Origin of the sequence: Pseudonocardia broussonetiae, assembly GCF_013155125.1 — a bacterium.
Classification (GTDB): Bacteria; Actinomycetota; Actinomycetes; order Mycobacteriales; family Pseudonocardiaceae; genus Pseudonocardia; species Pseudonocardia broussonetiae.
The window spans coordinates 4121251-4138849 of sequence record NZ_CP053564.1 but is presented as its reverse complement, the minus strand read 5'-3'; the positions used below and the strand labels follow the sequence as shown (position 1 = coordinate 4138849).

At 73.4% G+C, this 17599-nt stretch carries 21 protein-coding genes and 1 pseudogene; 13 read left to right on the top strand and 9 right to left on the bottom strand.

Annotated features, from left to right (window positions below):
- Positions 1-20: 20 nt before the first annotated feature.
- Positions 21-791, top strand: a complete 771-nt coding sequence (locus HOP40_RS20475; RefSeq protein WP_172160986.1) for a hypothetical protein — start codon at positions 21-23, stop codon at positions 789-791.
- A 293-nt stretch (positions 792-1084) separates the two neighbouring features.
- Here HOP40_RS20475 and HOP40_RS20470 read toward each other — a convergent pair whose 3' ends face one another.
- The 4 genes from HOP40_RS20470 to HOP40_RS20455 all read right to left on the bottom strand — a co-directional run bounded on the left by HOP40_RS20470 (position 1085) and on the right by HOP40_RS20455 (position 4157).
- A complete protein-coding gene (locus tag HOP40_RS20470) occupies positions 1085-1351 on the bottom strand; it encodes an alkylmercury lyase (RefSeq protein ID WP_172160984.1) in 267 nt (88 codons plus the stop codon).
- Between the two features lie 8 nt (positions 1352-1359).
- On the bottom strand, positions 1360-1647 hold the full coding sequence (locus HOP40_RS20465) for a hypothetical protein (protein WP_240157172.1): 288 nt from the start codon (positions 1645-1647) through the stop codon (positions 1360-1362).
- A gap of 187 nt (positions 1648-1834) precedes the next feature.
- Positions 1835-3793: a heavy metal translocating P-type ATPase gene (locus HOP40_RS20460; protein WP_172160982.1), complete on the bottom strand. Its 1959-nt coding sequence runs from the start codon at positions 3791-3793 to the stop codon at positions 1835-1837.
- Positions 3786-4157 carry an ArsR/SmtB family transcription factor gene (locus HOP40_RS20455; RefSeq protein ID WP_172160980.1) on the bottom strand — a complete coding sequence of 124 codons (372 nt, stop codon included), beginning with the start codon at positions 4155-4157 and terminating at the stop codon, positions 3786-3788. Before HOP40_RS20455 ends, HOP40_RS20460 begins: the two co-directional genes overlap by 8 nt.
- Positions 4158-4255: 98 nt before the next feature.
- On the opposite strand from HOP40_RS20455, the gene HOP40_RS20450 reads away from it, so the two are divergent.
- The 5 genes from HOP40_RS20450 (at position 4256) to HOP40_RS20430 (ending at position 7752) form a co-directional block, all read left to right on the top strand.
- Positions 4256-4897 carry a TlpA family protein disulfide reductase gene (locus tag HOP40_RS20450; protein WP_172160978.1) on the top strand — a complete coding sequence of 214 codons (642 nt, stop codon included), beginning with the start codon at positions 4256-4258 and terminating at the stop codon, positions 4895-4897.
- Positions 4894-5667 (top strand): cytochrome c biogenesis CcdA family protein, encoded by a 774-nt coding sequence (locus HOP40_RS20445; protein ID WP_172160976.1) that lies wholly within the window; start codon positions 4894-4896, stop codon positions 5665-5667. The genes HOP40_RS20450 and HOP40_RS20445 overlap by 4 nt, the downstream gene beginning before the upstream one ends.
- Complete coding sequence (locus HOP40_RS20440; protein ID WP_240157171.1) at positions 5664-6326, top strand: TlpA family protein disulfide reductase; 663 nt, start codon at positions 5664-5666, stop codon at positions 6324-6326. Before HOP40_RS20445 ends, HOP40_RS20440 begins: the two co-directional genes overlap by 4 nt.
- Before the next feature lie 16 nt (positions 6327-6342).
- Positions 6343-6726, top strand: coding sequence for a BlaI/MecI/CopY family transcriptional regulator (locus HOP40_RS20435; RefSeq protein WP_205346842.1), 384 nt, complete (start codon positions 6343-6345; stop codon positions 6724-6726).
- Between the two features lie 69 nt (positions 6727-6795).
- Entirely contained in the window at positions 6796-7752 is a 957-nt protein-coding gene (locus HOP40_RS20430; protein ID WP_172160974.1) for a M56 family metallopeptidase, read from the top strand.
- Positions 7753-7820: 68 nt separating this feature from the next.
- Here HOP40_RS20430 and HOP40_RS20425 read toward each other — a convergent pair.
- Positions 7821-8721: pseudogene (locus HOP40_RS20425) on the bottom strand (cation diffusion facilitator family transporter).
- A 21-nt stretch (positions 8722-8742) separates the two neighbouring features.
- Positions 8743-9186, bottom strand: a complete 444-nt coding sequence (locus HOP40_RS20420) for a L,D-transpeptidase (protein ID WP_240157170.1) — start codon at positions 9184-9186, stop codon at positions 8743-8745.
- Positions 9187-9549: 363 nt separating this feature from the next.
- Here HOP40_RS20420 and HOP40_RS20415 point away from each other — a divergent pair, with 363 nt between their 5' ends.
- From HOP40_RS20415 to HOP40_RS20385, 7 genes are all read left to right on the top strand, one after another.
- Positions 9550-10344, top strand: coding sequence for a M23 family metallopeptidase (locus HOP40_RS20415; protein ID WP_240157169.1), 795 nt, complete (start codon positions 9550-9552; stop codon positions 10342-10344).
- 557 nt (positions 10345-10901) lie between these two features.
- A complete protein-coding gene (locus tag HOP40_RS36625; protein WP_172160970.1) occupies positions 10902-11327 on the top strand; it encodes a VldE C-terminal domain-containing protein in 426 nt (141 codons plus the stop codon).
- A gap of 52 nt (positions 11328-11379) precedes the next feature.
- Positions 11380-11778 carry a hypothetical protein gene (locus HOP40_RS20405; protein ID WP_172160968.1) on the top strand — a complete coding sequence of 133 codons (399 nt, stop codon included), beginning with the start codon at positions 11380-11382 and terminating at the stop codon, positions 11776-11778.
- 185 nt (positions 11779-11963) lie between these two features.
- Positions 11964-12635, top strand: coding sequence for a DsbA family protein (locus HOP40_RS20400; RefSeq protein ID WP_172160966.1), 672 nt, complete (start codon positions 11964-11966; stop codon positions 12633-12635).
- A 10-nt stretch (positions 12636-12645) separates the two neighbouring features.
- A complete protein-coding gene (locus HOP40_RS20395; RefSeq protein WP_240157168.1) occupies positions 12646-13263 on the top strand; it encodes a vitamin K epoxide reductase family protein in 618 nt (205 codons plus the stop codon).
- Positions 13260-13532, top strand: coding sequence for a hypothetical protein (locus HOP40_RS20390; RefSeq protein ID WP_172160964.1), 273 nt, complete (start codon positions 13260-13262; stop codon positions 13530-13532). The genes HOP40_RS20395 and HOP40_RS20390 overlap by 4 nt, the downstream gene beginning before the upstream one ends.
- 125 nt (positions 13533-13657) lie before the next feature.
- A complete protein-coding gene (locus HOP40_RS20385; RefSeq protein WP_172160962.1) occupies positions 13658-13801 on the top strand; it encodes a hypothetical protein in 144 nt (47 codons plus the stop codon).
- Here HOP40_RS20385 and HOP40_RS20380 read toward each other — a convergent pair.
- Genes HOP40_RS20380 through HOP40_RS20370 form a run of 3 tightly spaced genes read right to left on the bottom strand, consistent with a single transcriptional unit; the run spans position 13787 to position 17542 of the window.
- A complete protein-coding gene (locus HOP40_RS20380; RefSeq protein ID WP_172160960.1) occupies positions 13787-15736 on the bottom strand; it encodes a cytochrome c oxidase assembly protein in 1950 nt (649 codons plus the stop codon). The two genes, HOP40_RS20385 and HOP40_RS20380, sit on opposite strands and share 15 nt — an antisense overlap.
- Positions 15737-15755: 19 nt before the next feature.
- The gene (locus HOP40_RS20375; RefSeq protein WP_172160958.1) at positions 15756-16307 is read right to left on the bottom strand and encodes a COG4315 family predicted lipoprotein; all 552 of its coding nucleotides are present in this window, start codon (positions 16305-16307) and stop codon (positions 15756-15758) included.
- A complete protein-coding gene (locus HOP40_RS20370; protein ID WP_172160956.1) occupies positions 16304-17542 on the bottom strand; it encodes an HAD family hydrolase in 1239 nt (412 codons plus the stop codon). The genes HOP40_RS20375 and HOP40_RS20370 overlap by 4 nt, the downstream gene beginning before the upstream one ends.
- Positions 17543-17599: the final 57 nt, after the last annotated feature.

The following is a 17599-nucleotide window of genomic DNA, read 5'->3' as shown; positions in this document are numbered from 1 at the left end:
CCGATTCTACGCTCGGCCGCATGGTCAGCCAGAACGCACAGCCTGCCGTTGCAGACTCGATGCCTGCCAAGAAGCCCGAGATCAGGCCCCGTCGTCGGCTGGCCTCGTTGCGCGTCCGAACGATCGGGTGGATCGGCCTCGGCGCCGGCGTGTTCGGCGTCGGGGGCGGCCTGCTCAAGGTCCTCCACCCGGCCTCGGTCGACGAGACCCGCTACAGCTACCCCTTCGACTCGCTCGGGTTCACCGTCGAGAACGGCACGCTGGCTGTCCAGCACGCCGCGCTGGGTCTGCTCGTGTGGGGAGTCTGGCGAAGCGGCGCTGCGGGGCGTTCAACCCTGGCTCGGATCGGTGCGGCAGGGACGATCACTGCATGGACTGCATTCGCTGCCGTGAAGGGCTTGGCCATCACGGCGCGCGATGAGCCTGTTGGAAGCCCTCTTGCGGACACCGTCGACGGGCTGTCCGGCCTCGCCGGTACGTCGATAGCGGTATTCAGCATCCTGCTCGGCATCGCCGTGCTTCGAGCCCATGATTGGACCGATTGGGGTCGCTTCATCCCGCTGGTCGCTGGGGTGTTCGTCTTCGCTGCTGTCATTCCCAGCCTGATCCTCGGCTCCTTCACGCTCGCCCGAGTTGCGATCATCGCCTGGATGGGGCTCTGGGCCGCCCTAGGTTGGGTGCTCACGCGAGCCGAGACCCGCGCTTCCCAGCCGGTCACCACTCGTCCTCGCTCGGCCTCGCCAGTGCTGCCTGAGCCGGGGCAATTCCCACCGCCCGGAAGCGGATCGTGATGCTGACTGTGCCGGTGCCGGTGCGCGGAGCGTGACCGTGCAGGGATCGGCTTGCGGGGCAGTCGACGCGGTCCTCGACCCGATGGTTATAGAGATCATCGCCGCCGCTCGCGACGCCATCGTTGGTGGTCGGTGACGCATGACGGCGACTACGCCATATAGCGCCGCTCGAACTGCGTCACACATCGCTGCGCGTCACACCCCCCGCGCCGTCAGACGTCGCGGCACGCGGCGCGCGAAGCGCGTCATCGCCGGGTGGCCGATCGCGATGCCAGCACGATACCGACCGACGCTCACTCGTCTCGGAGCGACGCCGATCTCAACGCATCAGTGACCCGCTCACGAGTCGGCACGTCGAGCCGGCACGCGTCGGTGGGCGTGCCATCGCCCGGAGCGCCCATCACGTCGCGGCCGTCGACCAGCACCGTCGGCGACGGGTACCGCGCCACTCGCTCCGTGACGACGCCGTCGATACCCAGCTCGTGCACGCACTCGCGGACGAGGTCCAGAGCCGCCGCGGCGAGCGGGCAACCCTCATGACGCACGACCTCCACACGCACGGCCCCACTCACGGCAGGAAGCGGTCCAGTCGGCGCAGGAACGCACCCAGCGGCCCGCGCTCGTGCCACCCGTTGCTGATCACCCGGTCCCGCACCCGCTGCACACCACCGCGCACCGCACCGGAGGGTGTCCAACGATGCTCGTCACGCCTGGCCACCGCCCGCCGCTTCACGTACCGCGCGCAGTCCAGACAGATCGCCGCCTCCGGGCGAGCGCCGAGCCGAACCAGGTCGACCTCGGCGAACTCACCGGCGCAGCACCAACACGGTGACACCACCGGTTCGGACGTCGGCACCTGAACCTCCAACCCCGCCGTGCGCTGTGACCGAGGGTCGTGAAACCGGTCGTCTTCGGGGTCGACACCACTCGGAGCCATCCATCAACCCTATGCCCGGGTGTCGCCGGTCCACCACCGTCGACGCCGCCGAGCGGTTCGGGTCCACCTTCACCACCGACGGCTGAGGCCCGCCGGGGCCGGCCGCTCACCAGGCCCGGGCGGCCTCCGGGGCCGGGACCGCAGTGGCCTGCGGCCCGGCGGGCGCGAGGGGACGGGCCCGCCCGGCCCGGACCCCATTGGCGATCACGACGATCTCGGCCAGCTCGTACACCGCGACCACGGCGGCCAGCCCGAACACGCCGAGCAGCGCCAGCGGCACCAGCACCACGACGATGGCCAGCGACAGACCCACGTTCTGCAGCATGATCGCGCGGGCGCGACGCGCGTGGCCGAGGGCCTGGGGCAGGTGTCGCAGGTCTTCGCCCATCAGCGCGACGTCGGCGGTCTCGATGGCCACGTCGGTGCCCATCGCGCCCATGGCGATCCCCACGTCCGCGGTGGCCAGGGCCGGGGCGTCGTTGACCCCGTCGCCGACCATCGCGGTGGGTCGCTCGGCCCGCAGGGCCGCGACCAGCGCGGCCTTGTCCTCGGGGCGCAGCTCGGCGTGCACCTCGGTGATGCCGGCCTGCGCGGCGAGCGCCGCGGCGGTGGCCCGGTTGTCGCCGGTGAGCATGGCCACCCGGTACCCGTCCCCACGCAGCCGGGCGACGACCTCCGCGGCCTCGGGGCGCAGCTCGTCGCGGACGGCGACCATGCCGAGCAGCCGCCCGTCTGCCTCGACGAGCACCGCCGTGGCCCCCGACTCCTGCATCCGGGCGACCGGGCCGGCCAGCTCGCCTGCGTCGATCCAGCCGGGACGGCCCAGGCGCAGCTCCCGCCCGTCGAGCCGGCCGGTGAGCCCGGCACCGGGAACCGCCTCCACGTCGGCTGCGGGGGTGGGCGAATCGACGGCGGCCAGGATCGCCCGGGCCAGCGGATGCTCGCTGCGCGCCTCCAACGCGGCGGCCAGCACGAGCACCTCCGCGCGGGTGGCACCACCGGTGGCGACGACCCCGATCACGGTCGGCCGGTTGCGCGTCAGCGTGCCGGTCTTGTCCAGCGCGATGCCGCGGATCCGGCCCAGACCCTCCAGCGCGGCTCCGCCTTTGACCAGGACGCCGATCCGGCTGGCGGCGCCGACGGCCGCGACCACGGTGACGGGTACCGAGATGGCGAGCGCGCACGGCGAGGCGGCGACGAGCACGACCAGGGCCCGCTCGATCCACACCAGCGGCTCCCCGAACAGGCTGCCGAGCCCGGCGATCAGCGCGGCCACGACCATCACGCCGGGAACCATCGGCCGGGCGATGCGGTCGGCGAGTCGCTGGGCCTCACCCTTGCGGGCCTGCTCGGCCTCGACGATCGCGACGATCCGCGCCAGCGAGTTGTCCTCGGAGGTGCTGGTGACCCACACCTCCAGCGCGCCCGAACCGTTGATCGACCCGGCGAACACCTCGTCGCCGGGCCCGGCCTCGACCGGCACCGACTCCCCGGTGATCGCGGACAGGTCCAGCGCGGTGCGGCCGGTGGTGATCCGGCCGTCGGTGGCGAGGCGCTCCCCCGGGCGCACCAGCATCGTGTCCCCGACCCGCAGCGCGGCCGGAGCGATGATGACCTCCACCCCGCCGCGCAGCACGGTGGCCCGCTCGGGCACCAGCGAGAGCAGCGCGCGCAATCCGCGCCGGGTGCGCGCGATCGAGTACTCCTCCAGTCCCTCGCTGATCGAGAACAGGAACGCCAGCATGGCGGCCTCGCCGATCTCGCCCAGCAGCACGGCCCCGACGGCGGCGATCGTCATCAGCGTGCCGACCCCGATCCGGCCCCGGACCAGGCGGCGCAGCGTGGCGGGCACGAACGTCCACGCGCCGAGCGCCAGCCCGCCGACCTGCAGCGCGAGCTCGACGGACGCCGGACCGGAGGCCCAGCCGACGGCCAGCGACGCCACGAGCAGCACTCCCGACGCCGCGGCGAAGCGCAGCTCGGACACCTCCCACAGCCGCTCCGGCTCGCGGTCCCCCGCAGCCTCGGGACGCGGCTCGTCGGCGCCGCAGCACGCGTCACTCATCGCCGGCTCCCGCGCCGCCGGTGCCGTAGACCGGGCACAGCGCCACGGCCGAGCCGGTGGCGTCGAGCAGCGTCTCCGCCGCTTCCAGCAGGTACCACAGCTCCGGGCGCGCCAGCGCGTAGAACACCTGCCGGCCCTCGGGGCGGCCGACGACCAGCCGGCAGTCGCGCAGGCAGGCGAGATGCGCGGACACCGTCGACTGGGCCAGCCCGAGCTGCTCGGTCAGATCCACCACGCGCGCCTCGCCGTGGGCGAGCCGCTGCACGATCGCCAGCCGGGTCGTGTCGGACAGGCTGTGGAACAGCGCCGCCGCCGGTTGCAGGTCACGCCGGCCGGACACGGCCGTTCCCGATGTCATCGCCATCCGACGATGATAGGACGCCGAACGGCGCCTGTCACCCCGCCGCCCGCTCCTCTTGTTCTACAGCGCATAGTAGTAGCGACGATCCTCCCGGAGGTGAGATGCATCCCGCCCCACTCCACCGTTCGCGTGGCCGGGTCTCGGCCGCCGTCGTGGTGCTGCTCGTGGCGCTGAGCGGCTGCAGCTTCAGTACGCCCGACGGCACCGCACCCAGCCAGGCCGCCGAGTTCACCTTCGTCGCCCCGGGGGGCCAGACCCGCATCTTCTACGACCCGCCCGGGTCCCGCGGAACGGTGAGCGGGCTGTCCGGGGAGAGCCTGCTCGAACCCGGCGCGACGATCGGCCTGGACGACTTCCCGGGCCAGGTCGTCGTGCTCAACGTCTGGGGGGCCTGGTGCGGCCCCTGTCGCGAGGAGATGCCCGGCCTGCAGCAGATCCACCAACAGATGCAGCCCGAGGGCGTCACCCTGCTCGGCATCGACGTGCGCGACAGCGCCGACGCCGCCCGCGACTTCATGGCGGACCGGAACATCATCTACCCCTCGATCTACGACAACCCCGGCCGCTCGCTGCTGGCGCTGAGCGGGTTCCCCCGCAGCACGGTGCCCTCGACGATCGTGCTGGACCGCCAGCACCGCGTCGCCGCGGTGTTCCTCACCGCGGTACGGGTCTCCGAACTGCTGCCCGTGGTGCAGCGCGTCGCCGCCGAGCAGCCGGCACCGAGTAGCGGGGGCGGGACGTGAACGGGCTGACCGAGCTCGCGGTCTCCGGTCCGCTCCTGGTCGCCGTCGCGCTGGCCCTGGCCGCGGGGGCCATCTCCTTCGCCTCCCCCTGCTGCCTGCCCCTGGTACCCGGCTACGTCGGCTACCTGGCCGGGCTGGTCGGCGACGAGGGCGTCTCCGGCGACGGGGTCGCGACCCGGACCGGCCGGTGGCGGGTCGCCGGTGCCGCGCTGCTGTTCGTCGGCGGGTTCACGGTCGTGTTCACCGCCGGGGTGCTGCTCGTGCTCGGCCTGTCGGACTGGCTGGTCGGCAACGAGCTGCTGCTGCAACGCATCGGCGGGGTCGTCACGATCGCGATGGGCCTGGTGTTCCTCGGGTTCGTCCCGGCCCTGCAACGTGACGTCCGGATCCACCACGTCCCGCGGGTCGGGCTGGCCGGCGCCCCGGTCCTCGGCGCGGTGTACGGGCTGGGCTGGACCCCGTGCCTCGGCCCGACCCTCACCGGGGTGATCGCCCTGGCGACGGGTACCCAGGTCGGTCCTTCGACCGGGCGCGGGATCCTGCTGGTGCTGGCCTACTGCGCCGGGCTGGGCGTGCCGTTCGTCCTCATCGCCCTGGGCACCGGCTGGGCCGTGCGCACCGCCGGGTGGTTGCGCCGGCACATCCGCGGGATGCAGATCGGGGGCGGCGTCATGCTCATCCTGCTCGGCACCCTGCTGGTGACGGGGGCCTGGGGCGAGTTCGTCGCGTGGATGCGCGGGCCCATCGCCGGCTACACCCTCCCGCTGTGAGCCGGACGATGAGCTCGGAGTTGCGGTGGACGGTGCTGGTCGTCGTGCTCTGCGTCGCCGGCGTGGTCGCTCTCTGGCCCCGATCCGACGCCTACCCCGACACCTCCGCCGACACGCGGCCGGTCCCGGCGGAACGGCTCGCGGAACGGCCCGACGACGCCGCGCTCGGCCCGGCGCGAGCCGCAGCCGCGCTGCCGCCCTGTCCCGGTCCCTCGGGGGCGCCCGTCCCGCCGGGGCCGCTGGCCGATGTCGTCGTGCCCTGCCTCGGTGAGGTCGGCGCCGTGCCGCTCGGCGCCGTGCTCGCCGGACGGCCGGTGCTGCTCAACCTCTGGGCGTCCTGGTGCGCTCCGTGCCGCGAGGAGGTCCCCGTACTCGACGCCTATGTCGCGCGGCCGGACGCGGTCGACGTGCTCGGCGTGGTCGTGCGCGACCGCCCCGCGGACGCCCTGGCGATGGCCGACGAGCTCGACCCGCGCTACCCCTCGGTGATCGATCCCGACAACGCCGTGCAGGCCGCCCTCGGCGCACCCCCGGTGCTCCCCACCAACTGGGTCATCCGCCCGGACGGCTCGGTCGTGCGCGTCACCGATCCGCTGGTCTTCCGCGACCCCGCCCAGGTCGCCGCCGCCGTCGAGGCCGCGCTCGCGACGACGGGCTAGTCTGCGACGTCGCGACGTGACGGGGGGATGTGTGCGCGGGTTCGGGGAGCTCGAGGCCGCCGTCATGGAGCAGATCTGGATGTCGTCCGAGGGCGCGACGGTGCCGGAGTTGCACGAACGCCTCCAGGCCCAGGGCGACATCGCCTACACGACGGTGATGAGCGTCGTCCACAACCTGTACCGCAAGGGACGCCTGACACGTCGGCGCGAGGGGCGCACGCACCGGTACCGGGCCACCGCGAGCAGGGCGGAGCACAGTGCCGACCTGATGAGCGTCGCCCTGCGGAGCGGTGGAGACCCACACACGATCCTCACCCACTTCGTCCAGCAGATGGACCCGGCCGACACCCGTCGCCTCGCCGAGCTGCTGGCCCGGATGGACGAGGACGGCACGGCGTAGTCAAACGGCGCCTGATCGCGTACGGAGCCGGAGAACATCGACGGTTAGCGTGTACCGGAGGAGGTCGTGATGGCCGGGTTCGGCGGGCTCGAGGCTGCGGTCTGCCTGATCGGCTACGGGATCGTCGTGGCGGTCCTGGCGCCACGCGTCCTCGCGCACCGCAGACACCTTGATCGGGCACCGACGCTCGGCGTAACAGTCTGGCTGGCGGCCTTCGTCGGAGTTCTGGTCGCGTGGGTGGCCGCGGTGCTCCTGGTCGCGGCCGACGTACTCCTGTCCCCTGACGTCCGGCACGTCGTGGATCGGTGCGTCGCCTCGTTCTGCGCGGCGGCGCTCGGCGCCCACGGCACCGTCGGCCAGTGGCTGGCGGTCGGGTCGGCGGTCGTTCTGGTCGCCGGGACCGTCGGTACCGCGTTCGGACTGAGCCGCGCGCTGCTGCGGTTCCGCGCTCGCACGCACCGCCATGCCGACGCCGCCCGGCTGCTCGGACGACACGACGACGCGCTGGGCGCGGTGATCCTGGATGTGCCGGAGAGGGTCGTCTACGCGATCGCCGGACGCCCGCCCACGATCGTCCTGAGCCGCCCTGCGCTTCGTGCGCTCGACGAGAACCAGCTCGCCGTCGTCCTGGCGCACGAGCGGGCCCACCTGACGGGCCGCCATCATCTGGTTCGTGGCCTCAGCAGCGCGCTGGCCCGGGTCATGCCACGGATACCGCTGTTCACCGCGGGCCACCGCGAGCTCGCCCGGCTGGTGGAGATGTGTGCGGACGACGCGGCGATCCGCGGCCGCGACGCACGACACCTCGTCAGCGCCCTGCTGGCGCTCACCGCACCGGTCAGCATCCCGGGGTCGGCCTTGGCCGCCGCCGCCACCGGCGTGATCCGACGCGCGGAGCGGCTCATGTCGTGCCCGAGCCGCGGCGCGCTCCTGTGGACGCGAGTACTGCTCACCGCCGGATCCGTCGCGTTGCTCGCCGGGCCGGTCGCGGCGGGCTCCGTGCTGTGTGGCGTCCTACCGTTCTGACCGTAGGTACCTCACCGCCGCACCCGGACACACGCCGTGCCGACCACCGACGGCCCTCGACGACCGGCTCAGACCGGGGTGTCGCGGTCCTCGTGACGGGCCGGCTCGCACTGCACGGTGACGTGGGTGATGCCGTAGTCGTCGGCCAGCAGGGTCAGGACCCGGTCGAGCACGTCGTGGTAGTCGGCGCCATCGGCCACGACCACGTGCCTGGAGGCGTTCTCCATCCCTGAGGTCAGCGTCCACACGTGCAGGTCGTGGACGTCGAGGACGTCGGGCAGTTCGATGATGCGCCGCCGGATCGCCTCGACATCCATCCCCGGCGGAGCGACCTGCATGAGGATGCGCAGCGCTTGCGCGGTGAGCGTCCAGGTCCGCGGCAGGATGAACAGGCCGATCGCGGCACCGACGATCGGGTCGGCGTAGGGCCAGCCGGTGGTGTAGATCACGATGGCGGCCACGATCACGCCGACCGATCCGAGCATGTCGGCCAGCACCTCCAGGTAGGCGCCGCGCAGGTTGATGCTCTCCTTCGACCCCGCGGTGAGCAACCGGAAGCTGATCAGATTTGACGACCAGGCCGACGACGGCGACGACCAGCAGCGGGAGACCGGGCACGTCCGGCGGATCGGAGAGCCGCTGCACGGCCTCGTAGAGCACGTATCCGGCCACGCCGAACAGCAGCAGGCCGTTGGCCAGCGCGGCGAGCACCTCGAGCCGGTAGGTGCCGTAGGTGCGCTGCGAGGTGGCCGGCCGTTGCGCCAGCGTGATCGCGGCCAGCGCCATGCCCAGCCCGAGAACGTCGGTGCCCATGTGGGCGGCGTCCGAGAGCAGCGCCAGTGATCCGAACACCAATCCGGCCATCAGCTCGACGACCATGTACCCGGCGGTCAGCGCAAAGGCGATGACCAGCGGTCGGCGGTGCCGCCCGCCCGACGTCGCGGCGCCGTGCCCGTGTCCCTGACCCATGCCCCTCGCCTCCAGCAGGCGCTACGCGGCATCGCCTTGCACCTGGACCTCGTCACCGACCTGCAGGTAGTCGAAGAACGCAGCGGCCTCGTCGCGTGCCAGCCGGACGCAGCCCGCGGATTTGGTCTGCAGGTTGCCTTCGTGGAACGCGATGCCGCCGGGGGCGAAGAACACCGCGTAGGGCATCGGCGCGCCCGACTCCCCGCTGATGTGGTCCTTGTTCTTCCACTCGACCTGGAACCGTCCGGCCGGCGTGCGGTCCTCACCGCCGGTCCCGATGCTGATCGGCACCGGCCCCCGCAGGACCTGACCGTCCTGGAAGAGCCACGCCCGAAGGCCGACGAGGTCGACACAGGCGGTGGCGGTCGCGGTGCATGGAGTGCCCGGCACGACCGGCGGGTCGGCCTCCTGGGCCACGGCGATGGATCCGGCGGAGACCAGCGTGGCGGCGACCAGGGCTAGCACGACCGCACCCCGGCGCCCTCTCCACGACACGCGCCGACCCACGACCCCGAAGCTGCCCATACTGGTCCTTTCCGCACTCGACACCCCGTGCAACGGCCGGCCCCGGGTGAGGGCACGGGATTGAACCCGATCGTGTCCGCGGCCGTGCCATGGTCACGGAACAGCAACGGGGGAAGGGGCGCCGCCCCTCCGACGGCGTTGCGGCGGCCCTGCTAACGTCCGGGTACTTCGATCACAACCCGATCACGACGGACGGTCCGAGCTCCCCCACAGGTCCGCCGCCGGATCGACGTCGAGAAGGACTCTGTCGTGGCGCGCCACCGCTCCCCCAGCGGCGCGCGGGCGTCCGAGCCCGATCGGACGATGCCGACAGACATCGTCGCGGCCGGCAGGACGCACCGCCTGCCACCGCCTCCCGGCGGTACCTACTGCGCGCGCACACTGGTCGCCGCGGTGGCGGCCGGAGCCGCGGTGGCCGCGGCCGAGACGATGATCGTCCCCGTCGGCGACGATCTCGAGCCCGTCGTGCTCAGCGCAATGGTCCCCGTCCCGGACGCGCACACGGCGGCGCCCGCCACGGTCTCCTGGGACGGCGTCGGTGGTGACCAGCCCCTGCCCGGCGCCGTGGCCGCCGCACACGCGGACGACTCCCCCGTCGACGTCCGCAACCTCACCAAGGCCGTCGAGATCGGGCAGGAACTCGCTCGGCAGGCGGCGATCCTCGACTCGGCCCTCGCCGCCGGGGCTCCGGGCGCCGCTCTGTTCGGGGACAGCGCCTTCGCCCAGCCGGTGACGGGCCGCGTCACGTCATTGTCCGGCCCCCGGTGGGGCCGCACCCACAACGGCCTCGACGTCGCCAACGCCATCGGCACGCCCATCTTCGCCGTGACCGACGGTGTCGTGGAGAAGTCGGGCCCGGCCAGCGGTTTCGGCCTGTGGGTGGTCCTGCGGCATCCCGACGGCACCCGGTCGGTCTACGGCCACATCAACCGCACCTACGTCGAGGTCGGGCAACAGGTGTCCGCCGGCGCCCAGATCGCCGAGGTGGGCAACCGCGGCTTCTCCACGGGGCCGCACCTGCACCTGGAGATCTGGGACGTCGACGGCACCAAACTCGACCCGACCGCGTGGCTGCAGGAACGCGGCATCGACGTCTGAGCGGCCGAGCCGGCCCAGTGGCTCGGGGCCGTAGCAACGGTCCGGGCCCCGCTCACAGCACCCAGCAGCCCGGTCGTCGCGTTATCGGGGTCCCCATTTGCCGGGGTCGATGTCCGTTTCGTACGGTCGCTGGACCACGGCCCGGTAACGGAACGGAAACGGACGCTCCCCGCTCCGCCTGCTCCCCGCTCGCTTCCGACCGGCCGTCCGGCACGAGAGGTCCGTTCGTGGCACGGCACAGCGCTCCAACGCGCCGATCGACGACGCGCGTACGTCCCGCCCCCGCACCTTCCGCCCCCCCGCGGCACGCTTCCCGCACGAGCAGTCTGGCCGCGCGCTACGGATCCACCGGCGTCCTCGCCGTCACCGCCGTCAGCTGCGGCGCCCTCGCGACCGGTGAACACCTGCCGATCGCCGAGGCGGAGGTCGCACCGGCCGCGGTCCAGCTCGACACGCTCACGTCGCCGGCACTCCCCGACGGCCCCACCCTTCTGTCCAGCGTCGCACCGGTCGCGCCGGAGCCCACCACCTTCGACGCCGGGGCTCTGGTCAAGGCCGTGACCCTGGGCGAGGAACAGCGCGCGAGGCAGGAGGCCGAGGAGGCGGAGGCCGCCGCCCGCGAGGAAGAGCGCCGCGCCAACAGCTGCGCGGACGGCGACTCCGGCTTCGAGACCGTGCAGCCCGCGGTGACCGACGCCGGCACCGAGCTGCGCTGCCGGTTCGGCGTCGACACCGTCTACGGCGTCGCCGGTCGTGCCGGCACTTCCGACCACCCCGCCGGGCTCGCGCTCGACCTCATGGTCGACCGCGACCCCGGTGAGCAGCTCGCCGAGTACGCCGTCGAGAACATGGACCGGCTCGGGATCAAGTACGTGATCTACCGGCAGCGGATCAACACCGGTTCGGGCTGGGAGGCCATGGAGGACCGCGGCGGGGCGACGGCCAACCACATGGACCATGTCCACGTGTCGTTCGAGGACTGACGCCAGCCCACGCCACCCGCCGCAGACGTCCGTTGTTATCGTCGCTGACGTCATGAGCAGCGTCCGCGTGCCCCGTTCCCGCCGCCCGGCGGCCGGATGGGGCACGCGTGCCGTGCTGGCGATCGCGATCCTGGCCCAGCTGTTCGCCTGCCAGGCGCTGCTGGCCCCGACCGGTCCCGCACCGGCGGCGGCCGTGATCCAGGACCTCGGGCACGGGATCGGGCACGACACCGTGTGCGAGGCCGGTGCCACGCCGGTCATCGCAGGCGCCGCGCGCGCCCTGCTCCCCGACTGCCTGCCGCCGGCCGACCCGGCCCTCGTTCTCGTCGCCCTGATCGCGGCCGGTCTCGTCGCCGCGCGGGCCACCGCGGGCGGCACCGCTCCCTGGGCTCCGCGCCGCCTGCTGCCGGGACGCCGCCGACTGCTCGCCGTCGGCATCGCCCGGGTGTGATGACGCACCGGCCCGTCCGCTAGGTCCCGGCGGCCTGCCGGGTCCGCCCGGTGAAGCCCTGCCGTCCGCCGCACGTCGTGCGCGGGCCCTCGACCGGCCGCCGCCCGCCTCCGCCGCGTCCCCACCCGATCTCGCCCCCGGCGCTTCCGCCGACGCATCCGTGAACCCGCCCCCAGAGAGGGATCATGACCAAGAACCTCCGGGCCACCCTGACCGTCGTCCTCGTGGTCCTCGCCGTCCTCGTCGGCGCCCTGCTCCTCACCCGCAACGACACCGCGGTCCCCGACTTCGCCGGCGGCCCACCGGCCGCCCAGCTGGTACCCGACGAGGTACTCGTCCGCGCCGACAGCCACCTCCTGTCCACCCCGTCCGAGAGCCGGGCCACCTTCGTCGAGTTCCTCGACTTCGAGTGCGAGTCCTGCCGGGCCGCGTTCCCCGCCGTCGAGCAGCTGCGCGCCGAGTACGGCGACCGCGTCACCTTCGTCGCCCGCTACTTCCCCATCCCCAGCCACGCGAACGCCAAGAACTCCGCCGTCGCGGTCGAGGCGGCCGCCCGGCAGGGCCGCTTCGAGGACATGTACCGCACGATGTTCGAGACCCAGGCGCAGTGGGGCGAGCAGCAGGAGTCGCAGGCCGCCCTGTTCCGGCAGTTCGCCGTCGACCTGGGTCTCGACCTCGTCGCCTACGACCAGGCCGTGTCCGATCCCACCACCCTGGAGCGCGTGCTCCGGGACCGGGCGGACGGCGAGCTTGCCGGCGTGCAGGGCACTCCCACGTTCTTCCTCGACGGCGCGCGCCTCGAGCCGGAGTCGGTCGACGACCTCCGGGCCCAGCTCGACCTCGCCCTCGCCCGATAGGAGAAGGTCCATGTCCCCACTCGGCTTACGGGCCCGGGGCACCGCGCCCCCGGCCGAGATGAGCACGTTCCTGGGCCGGGCGACCGGCTGGATCCTCCTCGCCGGAGGCGGCGTCGGCGCCCTGGCCGCCTTCGTGCTGATCCTCGACCGCATCGCCCTGCTCGAGGACCCCGAGTTCGTCCCGGCGTGCAGCATCGACCCGGTCCTGTCCTGCGGATCGATCATGTCCTCACCGCAGTCCGAGGTGTTCGGCTTCCCCAACCCCCTCATCGGCCTGCTCGCCTTCCCCGTCGTCGCCACCCTCGGTGCGGCGGTGGTCGGCGGCGTCGTCCTCCCCCGGTGGATGTGGCTGGGGCTGCAGGTCGGTGCGACGGCCGGTGTCCTGTTCGTCCACTGGTTGATCGCGCAGAGCCTCTACGTGATCGGCGCGCTGTGCCCGTACTGCATGGCCGTGTGGGTCGTGACCATCACCGTGTTCTGGTACTCGACGCTGCACAACCTGGGCCGCCGACCGGCCGGTTCCCGGCTCGCCGAGTACCACGGGGCCGTGCTCGCCGCCTGGCTGGTCGCGCTCGCCACGCTGGTGGCGGTGCGCTTCTGGCCCTACTGGACGGGACTCCTGTCATGACCTCCTTCGTGCTGGCCAGCTACGCGATCACCGGACGCCGCGAGATCTGGCCCCTGCTCGTGGTCGCCGGGCTGGTGGTGCTGCTCGTCACCGGCCTGCTGGTCGCGCAGCTGACCGATCCCGACCGCAGGCGACGGGCCGTCGAGCGCCGGGCACTGATCGCCGGTGTCCCCTCCATCGGCCTGGACGCCGACGCCCACGCGCCCGAGAAGGCGCATGACGAGTCCGACGACGTCGACGTGCCGCACCAGGACCGGAGATCCGAGTGACCGGCTCGGTGTGTCGGTCCACGGCGCCGACACGCTGACCCCCGATCGGCGATCCCTCGCAAGACCCTCACCTCGACGGCCACCCGCCCGCCCCCGGGCGACTGCCCGTCACGGAAGGACCCTTCATGACCACACTCCAGGCGATCGGCGTGTTCGCCGGGATCCCCGTGCTCGTCCTGCTGGTGATCGCGCTTCCCCTTTACGGCGGCAGCTGGTTCCGGCGACTGACCCGCCGCGGCACCGGTCCCGACCGATCACACCCGGGCTGACCCACCCGTGACGACGGCGAGCGTGGCGGGCAGCTTCGCCGACCCGATCCGTGGAGTGGCGCCGCGACCGGGCGACACGGTGGCCAGAAGCAGCCCGGCGGCAACCGGCAGACACACCAGCCACACGACCGCGGCCCACCGCTGCTCGGCGAGGAGATCGGGCACCCAGACGAGCCCGACGCCGCGGAAGTGCTCCGCACCGACGACGTCCGGTCGGACGAGGAGGGCGATCCCGACGGCCAGTTGCACACCCATGAGGGTGAGAACCTCCCACGGGCGCGGACGGGACGAGCCGGTGAGGCCGGCCGCGACGACACAGCCCGTCAGGAACAGCAACGCGTCCAGCGCCTGGCGTCCGGCCGACGAGGCCAGCAGGAGGTCCAGCCCCCCGGCGCCGTACAAGGTGAGCTGAACCGCCGCGAGGATCAGCGGCGCGGCGCCCGGCCGGCGCAACCGTCGGGCCAGGGGACGTCGCAGGAGCCACAGCAGACTGCCCCGCGGACTCGGCCCACCCGTCGCACCGACCGCGGGCAGCGCGAGGCACGCGAGCCGCAGCGGCGCGCCAGCGGCGAGCAGCGCCGGTGCGACGGCCAGCAGGAGCACCTGGCCGACAGCGGCCACGCTCGGCATGGCCGCCCCGTAGCGGCCGATGCCCGACGAGGTGGCGACGAGCACGACCAGCGCGCCGGCACACCAGGCGACGGTTCGGCGCAGCGGCCACACCGCGCCCGCAACCCGGAGCATGCGCACCCCGGCGAGATAGGTGATCAGGAGAACGGCCACGACGAGCGTGAACACCACGTCGAACCGGACCGCGGCGACGAGCTGCAGCAGCCCGTCCGGTGGGGCGAGCTCGTACCCGAGTGCCTCCTCGGTCCGGCTCGTCCCGCTCGCCGGCCCGGCCGGTGGTGGGGTGCGCCCGAGCCCGACCGCGAGCCCGATCGTGACCACCATGATCAGGAGTTCCAGCCCACCCCAGCGCAGCAGGTCGACCGTGCGGCCCCGGGCCGCGGCCGGGACGGTGCGTCGCCGGTGGACGAGCCCGATGAACCCCAGCGCGGCGAGGGCCATGGTCTTGCCCACGACGACCGCGCCGTAGGGGGTGAGCAGGGCTCGTGGGTCGACGCCGAGGCGCACGGCCAGGTTGACTAGTCCGGAGAGGGCGAGCACCGCCCAGCACCACCCGGCCAGCGTGGAGAAACGAGGTAGCGCGGTGCGCAGCGCCCGCGGCGCCGAGGTCGCGACCAGCAGGGTCGCGAACAGACCACCGACCCAGAGCGCGGCCGCCACGACGTGCAGCAGCAGGCTGTCGGTGGCGATGTCGTGGGACCCGCCGACGGCGGAGTGCCCCGACGCGGCCACGGGCAGCAGCCCGCCGACGGCGGCGGCGAACAGGACGACCGACCATCCCCAGGTGAGCGTGCCCGCACTCCTGACGGCGACGGCAGCCGCGACGGCGCCGGTCACGAGCCAGGCCGAGGACGTGGGCAGGACCGGCAACGCCGCGGCGAGCGAGCCCAACGCCTCGACCAGCGGGCGACCCGACGCCTCGGCCACGGTGAGCGGCACCATCAGCAGCGCCGCCGCCGCCCACACCGCCGCGGACACCGCGGCCGTTCGCACCGCCCGGAAGCCGGCCACGTCGAGGTAGCCGCTGCGCTGCGGCGGCGCCAGAGCGGCGGCCAACAGCAACATCCCGACCGTGACCGTCGCAGCCACCTCGGACAACACCCGGACCATCGGCAGCGCGACCGTCACGAGCGGCCCGGCGTCGGGCAGACCCGCTGTCGCGGCCGCTCCCGCCGACACACCGAGCGCGGCCGCCACGAGCATGCCCGCGACCGACCCGACCACGAGGAGCACCACGACGGTCCACTGCCGCGCGCCACGGCCGGTGATCGGCATGGACACCGCGGGCACGGCCATGTGTTGCATGCGTCTCCTCGGGTGCAGGTCAGGACGGGGCCGTGGCCCGGTCGCCGGTCGGGGTGACGACGAACCACTGGTCGTTCTCACCGTGCCGGCCGCTGTCGGTCAGGCCACCCTGGTCGGCCGGATCCCGGTACAGGGGCGATCCCGCCAGCGTCACCTGCGTCGTGCCGTCGGACCGGATGAGGGTGCCCACCACGGCCGGATCGACGCCGAGCAGCACCGGCTGCTGGCCGGACGCGACGGTGAACGGCTGCCAGGACGCGCTGCAGGCGTCGGCGCAGCGCGAGGTGGGTGGCGCCGTGCTGTCGGCCTCCGACCGGTAGAGGAGACGTCCGTCCCCGTCGGTCACGACGACACCGAGCGGGCCGCTCTGCACGGCGTACAGCACGGTTTCGCCCGCAGCGGTGTGACCGTCCATCTGCTCGCCGGAGGAGGCGCCCGGGGCAGCCTGCGCCGGGGTGGCTGACGACGGGGCGGTCGCCTCCGCCGCGCAGCCGGACGCCGCAGCGGCCAACGCGACGACCAGCACCAGCCGAGCGGTGCGCGAGATCGGTCGGACTTGTTGTCGGTTCATGGCGATTCTCCGTGATCCGCTCGGTGAGGGTGGGTCCATTCGGGAGATGGGCCCCGGAGGCGGTGGCTGATCGCGGCGACACCGGCCGCGCCGATCAGGACCGCTCCCACCGCGACGGCCGGGTGCAGCAACCCGGCTGCGGCGAGCGGCACCGCGAGGGTCACGGTCGCCGCCGCCGACCTGCGCGCGGCGCGAGCGGTGGCCGGGAGGCACCGGCCCAGCCGCAGGAGTTCGACGACCGCGATCGGGTCGGTGTCCGCGATGACGACGTCCGCGACGTCCACGGCCGACGACAGGGTGATGCCGAGGTCGGCCGCCGCCAGCGCGGGAGCCTCGTCGGGGTCACCGCTGATGACCGCGACCACGGCTCCGGCCTCCTGCAGCCGGCGGACGGCGGCGGCCGTCTCCGCAGGTCGTAGGCCCGCGACGACTGTCTCGACTCCGGCGAGATCGGCGTGCGCCCGCGCGACGTCGTCGGCGCCACCGGTGAATAGGACCGGGTCGAGGTCCAGACCGCGCAACCGGGCGACGGCCGTGGGGCCGAGGGGACGCGTCCCCGCCCCGGCCCGCGCGCCGTCCGGGCCGAGCGTGGCCGATCCGGCGATCAGCGCGGCGCCGACCCGGGATGCGACCGTCAACGCAGGCACTCCGCGGAGCGTGATCCCGAACCTGCGGAGCGCATCCGATGCCGCGAGCTCCGCCGCGGGCCGGTCGAGGGCCAGCGCAACCGGGCAGGACGCCACCAACACCGCCAGGGCGATCTCCAGGGCGGCGGTGCGACCTGCACCGGCGCCGAACCAGAAGAAGGCGCCGCCCACCGCGGCGAACAGGACGGTGGGGACGAACCATGTCCTGGGGGCGGCTGGCCCCGGCCCACCGGCGAGCTGCCGCGCGCCGAGCGCGGCGGTCGTGACGACCGCGGCCACCTCCAGGTAGAGCTGCCCGGAGCCGTCCCCCCAGACCACGGTGAGCGGTATCGCCTGCCGGAAGCCCGACGTACCAGCAGGGCCCGCGAGCAGGCTGTGCACCGACATGCCGAACGCCGCCGACACGGTGAGCGCGACGAGCACGCCCAGTGCCGCGCTCCCGCGACGCACCTCGGCGAGAGCCGACAGGTACAGCGGCAGGGCACCCCACGTGACGATCGGCACAGTGAGCAGCAGGCCGACCCATTGCCAGACGGGGAACTGCAGAGGCGGCACCCACGTCAGCACCACCACCGGCACGGTGAGCACCGCGCAGCCGCGGACCCTGCTGCGCAGCGATCCGCGATCCGGCCGCCCGGATCGGGC

Excerpts from the sequence above, each read along its gene's own strand:
- HOP40_RS20475 (WP_172160986.1), top strand. The coding sequence starts at position 21 with ATGGTCAGCCAGAACGCACAGCCTGCCGTTGCAGACTCGATGCCTGCC.
- HOP40_RS20455 (WP_172160980.1), bottom strand. The coding sequence starts at position 4,157 with ATGGCGATGACATCGGGAACGGCCGTGTCCGGCCGGCGTGACCTGCAA.
- HOP40_RS20375 (WP_172160958.1), bottom strand. The coding sequence starts at position 16,307 with ATGAACCGACAACAAGTCCGACCGATCTCGCGCACCGCTCGGCTGGTG.
- HOP40_RS20430 (WP_172160974.1), top strand. The coding sequence starts at position 6,796 with ATGGCCGGGTTCGGCGGGCTCGAGGCTGCGGTCTGCCTGATCGGCTAC.
- HOP40_RS20385 (WP_172160962.1), top strand. The coding sequence starts at position 13,658 with ATGACCACACTCCAGGCGATCGGCGTGTTCGCCGGGATCCCCGTGCTC.
- HOP40_RS20390 (WP_172160964.1), top strand. The coding sequence starts at position 13,260 with ATGACCTCCTTCGTGCTGGCCAGCTACGCGATCACCGGACGCCGCGAG.
- HOP40_RS20400 (WP_172160966.1), top strand. The coding sequence starts at position 11,964 with ATGACCAAGAACCTCCGGGCCACCCTGACCGTCGTCCTCGTGGTCCTC.
- HOP40_RS20460 (WP_172160982.1), bottom strand. The coding sequence starts at position 3,793 with ATGAGTGACGCGTGCTGCGGCGCCGACGAGCCGCGTCCCGAGGCTGCG.
- HOP40_RS20450 (WP_172160978.1), top strand. The coding sequence starts at position 4,256 with ATGCATCCCGCCCCACTCCACCGTTCGCGTGGCCGGGTCTCGGCCGCC.
- HOP40_RS20415 (WP_240157169.1), top strand. The coding sequence starts at position 9,550 with ATGCCGACAGACATCGTCGCGGCCGGCAGGACGCACCGCCTGCCACCG.
- HOP40_RS20405 (WP_172160968.1), top strand. The coding sequence starts at position 11,380 with ATGAGCAGCGTCCGCGTGCCCCGTTCCCGCCGCCCGGCGGCCGGATGG.
- HOP40_RS20380 (WP_172160960.1), bottom strand. The coding sequence starts at position 15,736 with ATGCAACACATGGCCGTGCCCGCGGTGTCCATGCCGATCACCGGCCGT.
- HOP40_RS20395 (WP_240157168.1), top strand. The coding sequence starts at position 12,646 with ATGTCCCCACTCGGCTTACGGGCCCGGGGCACCGCGCCCCCGGCCGAG.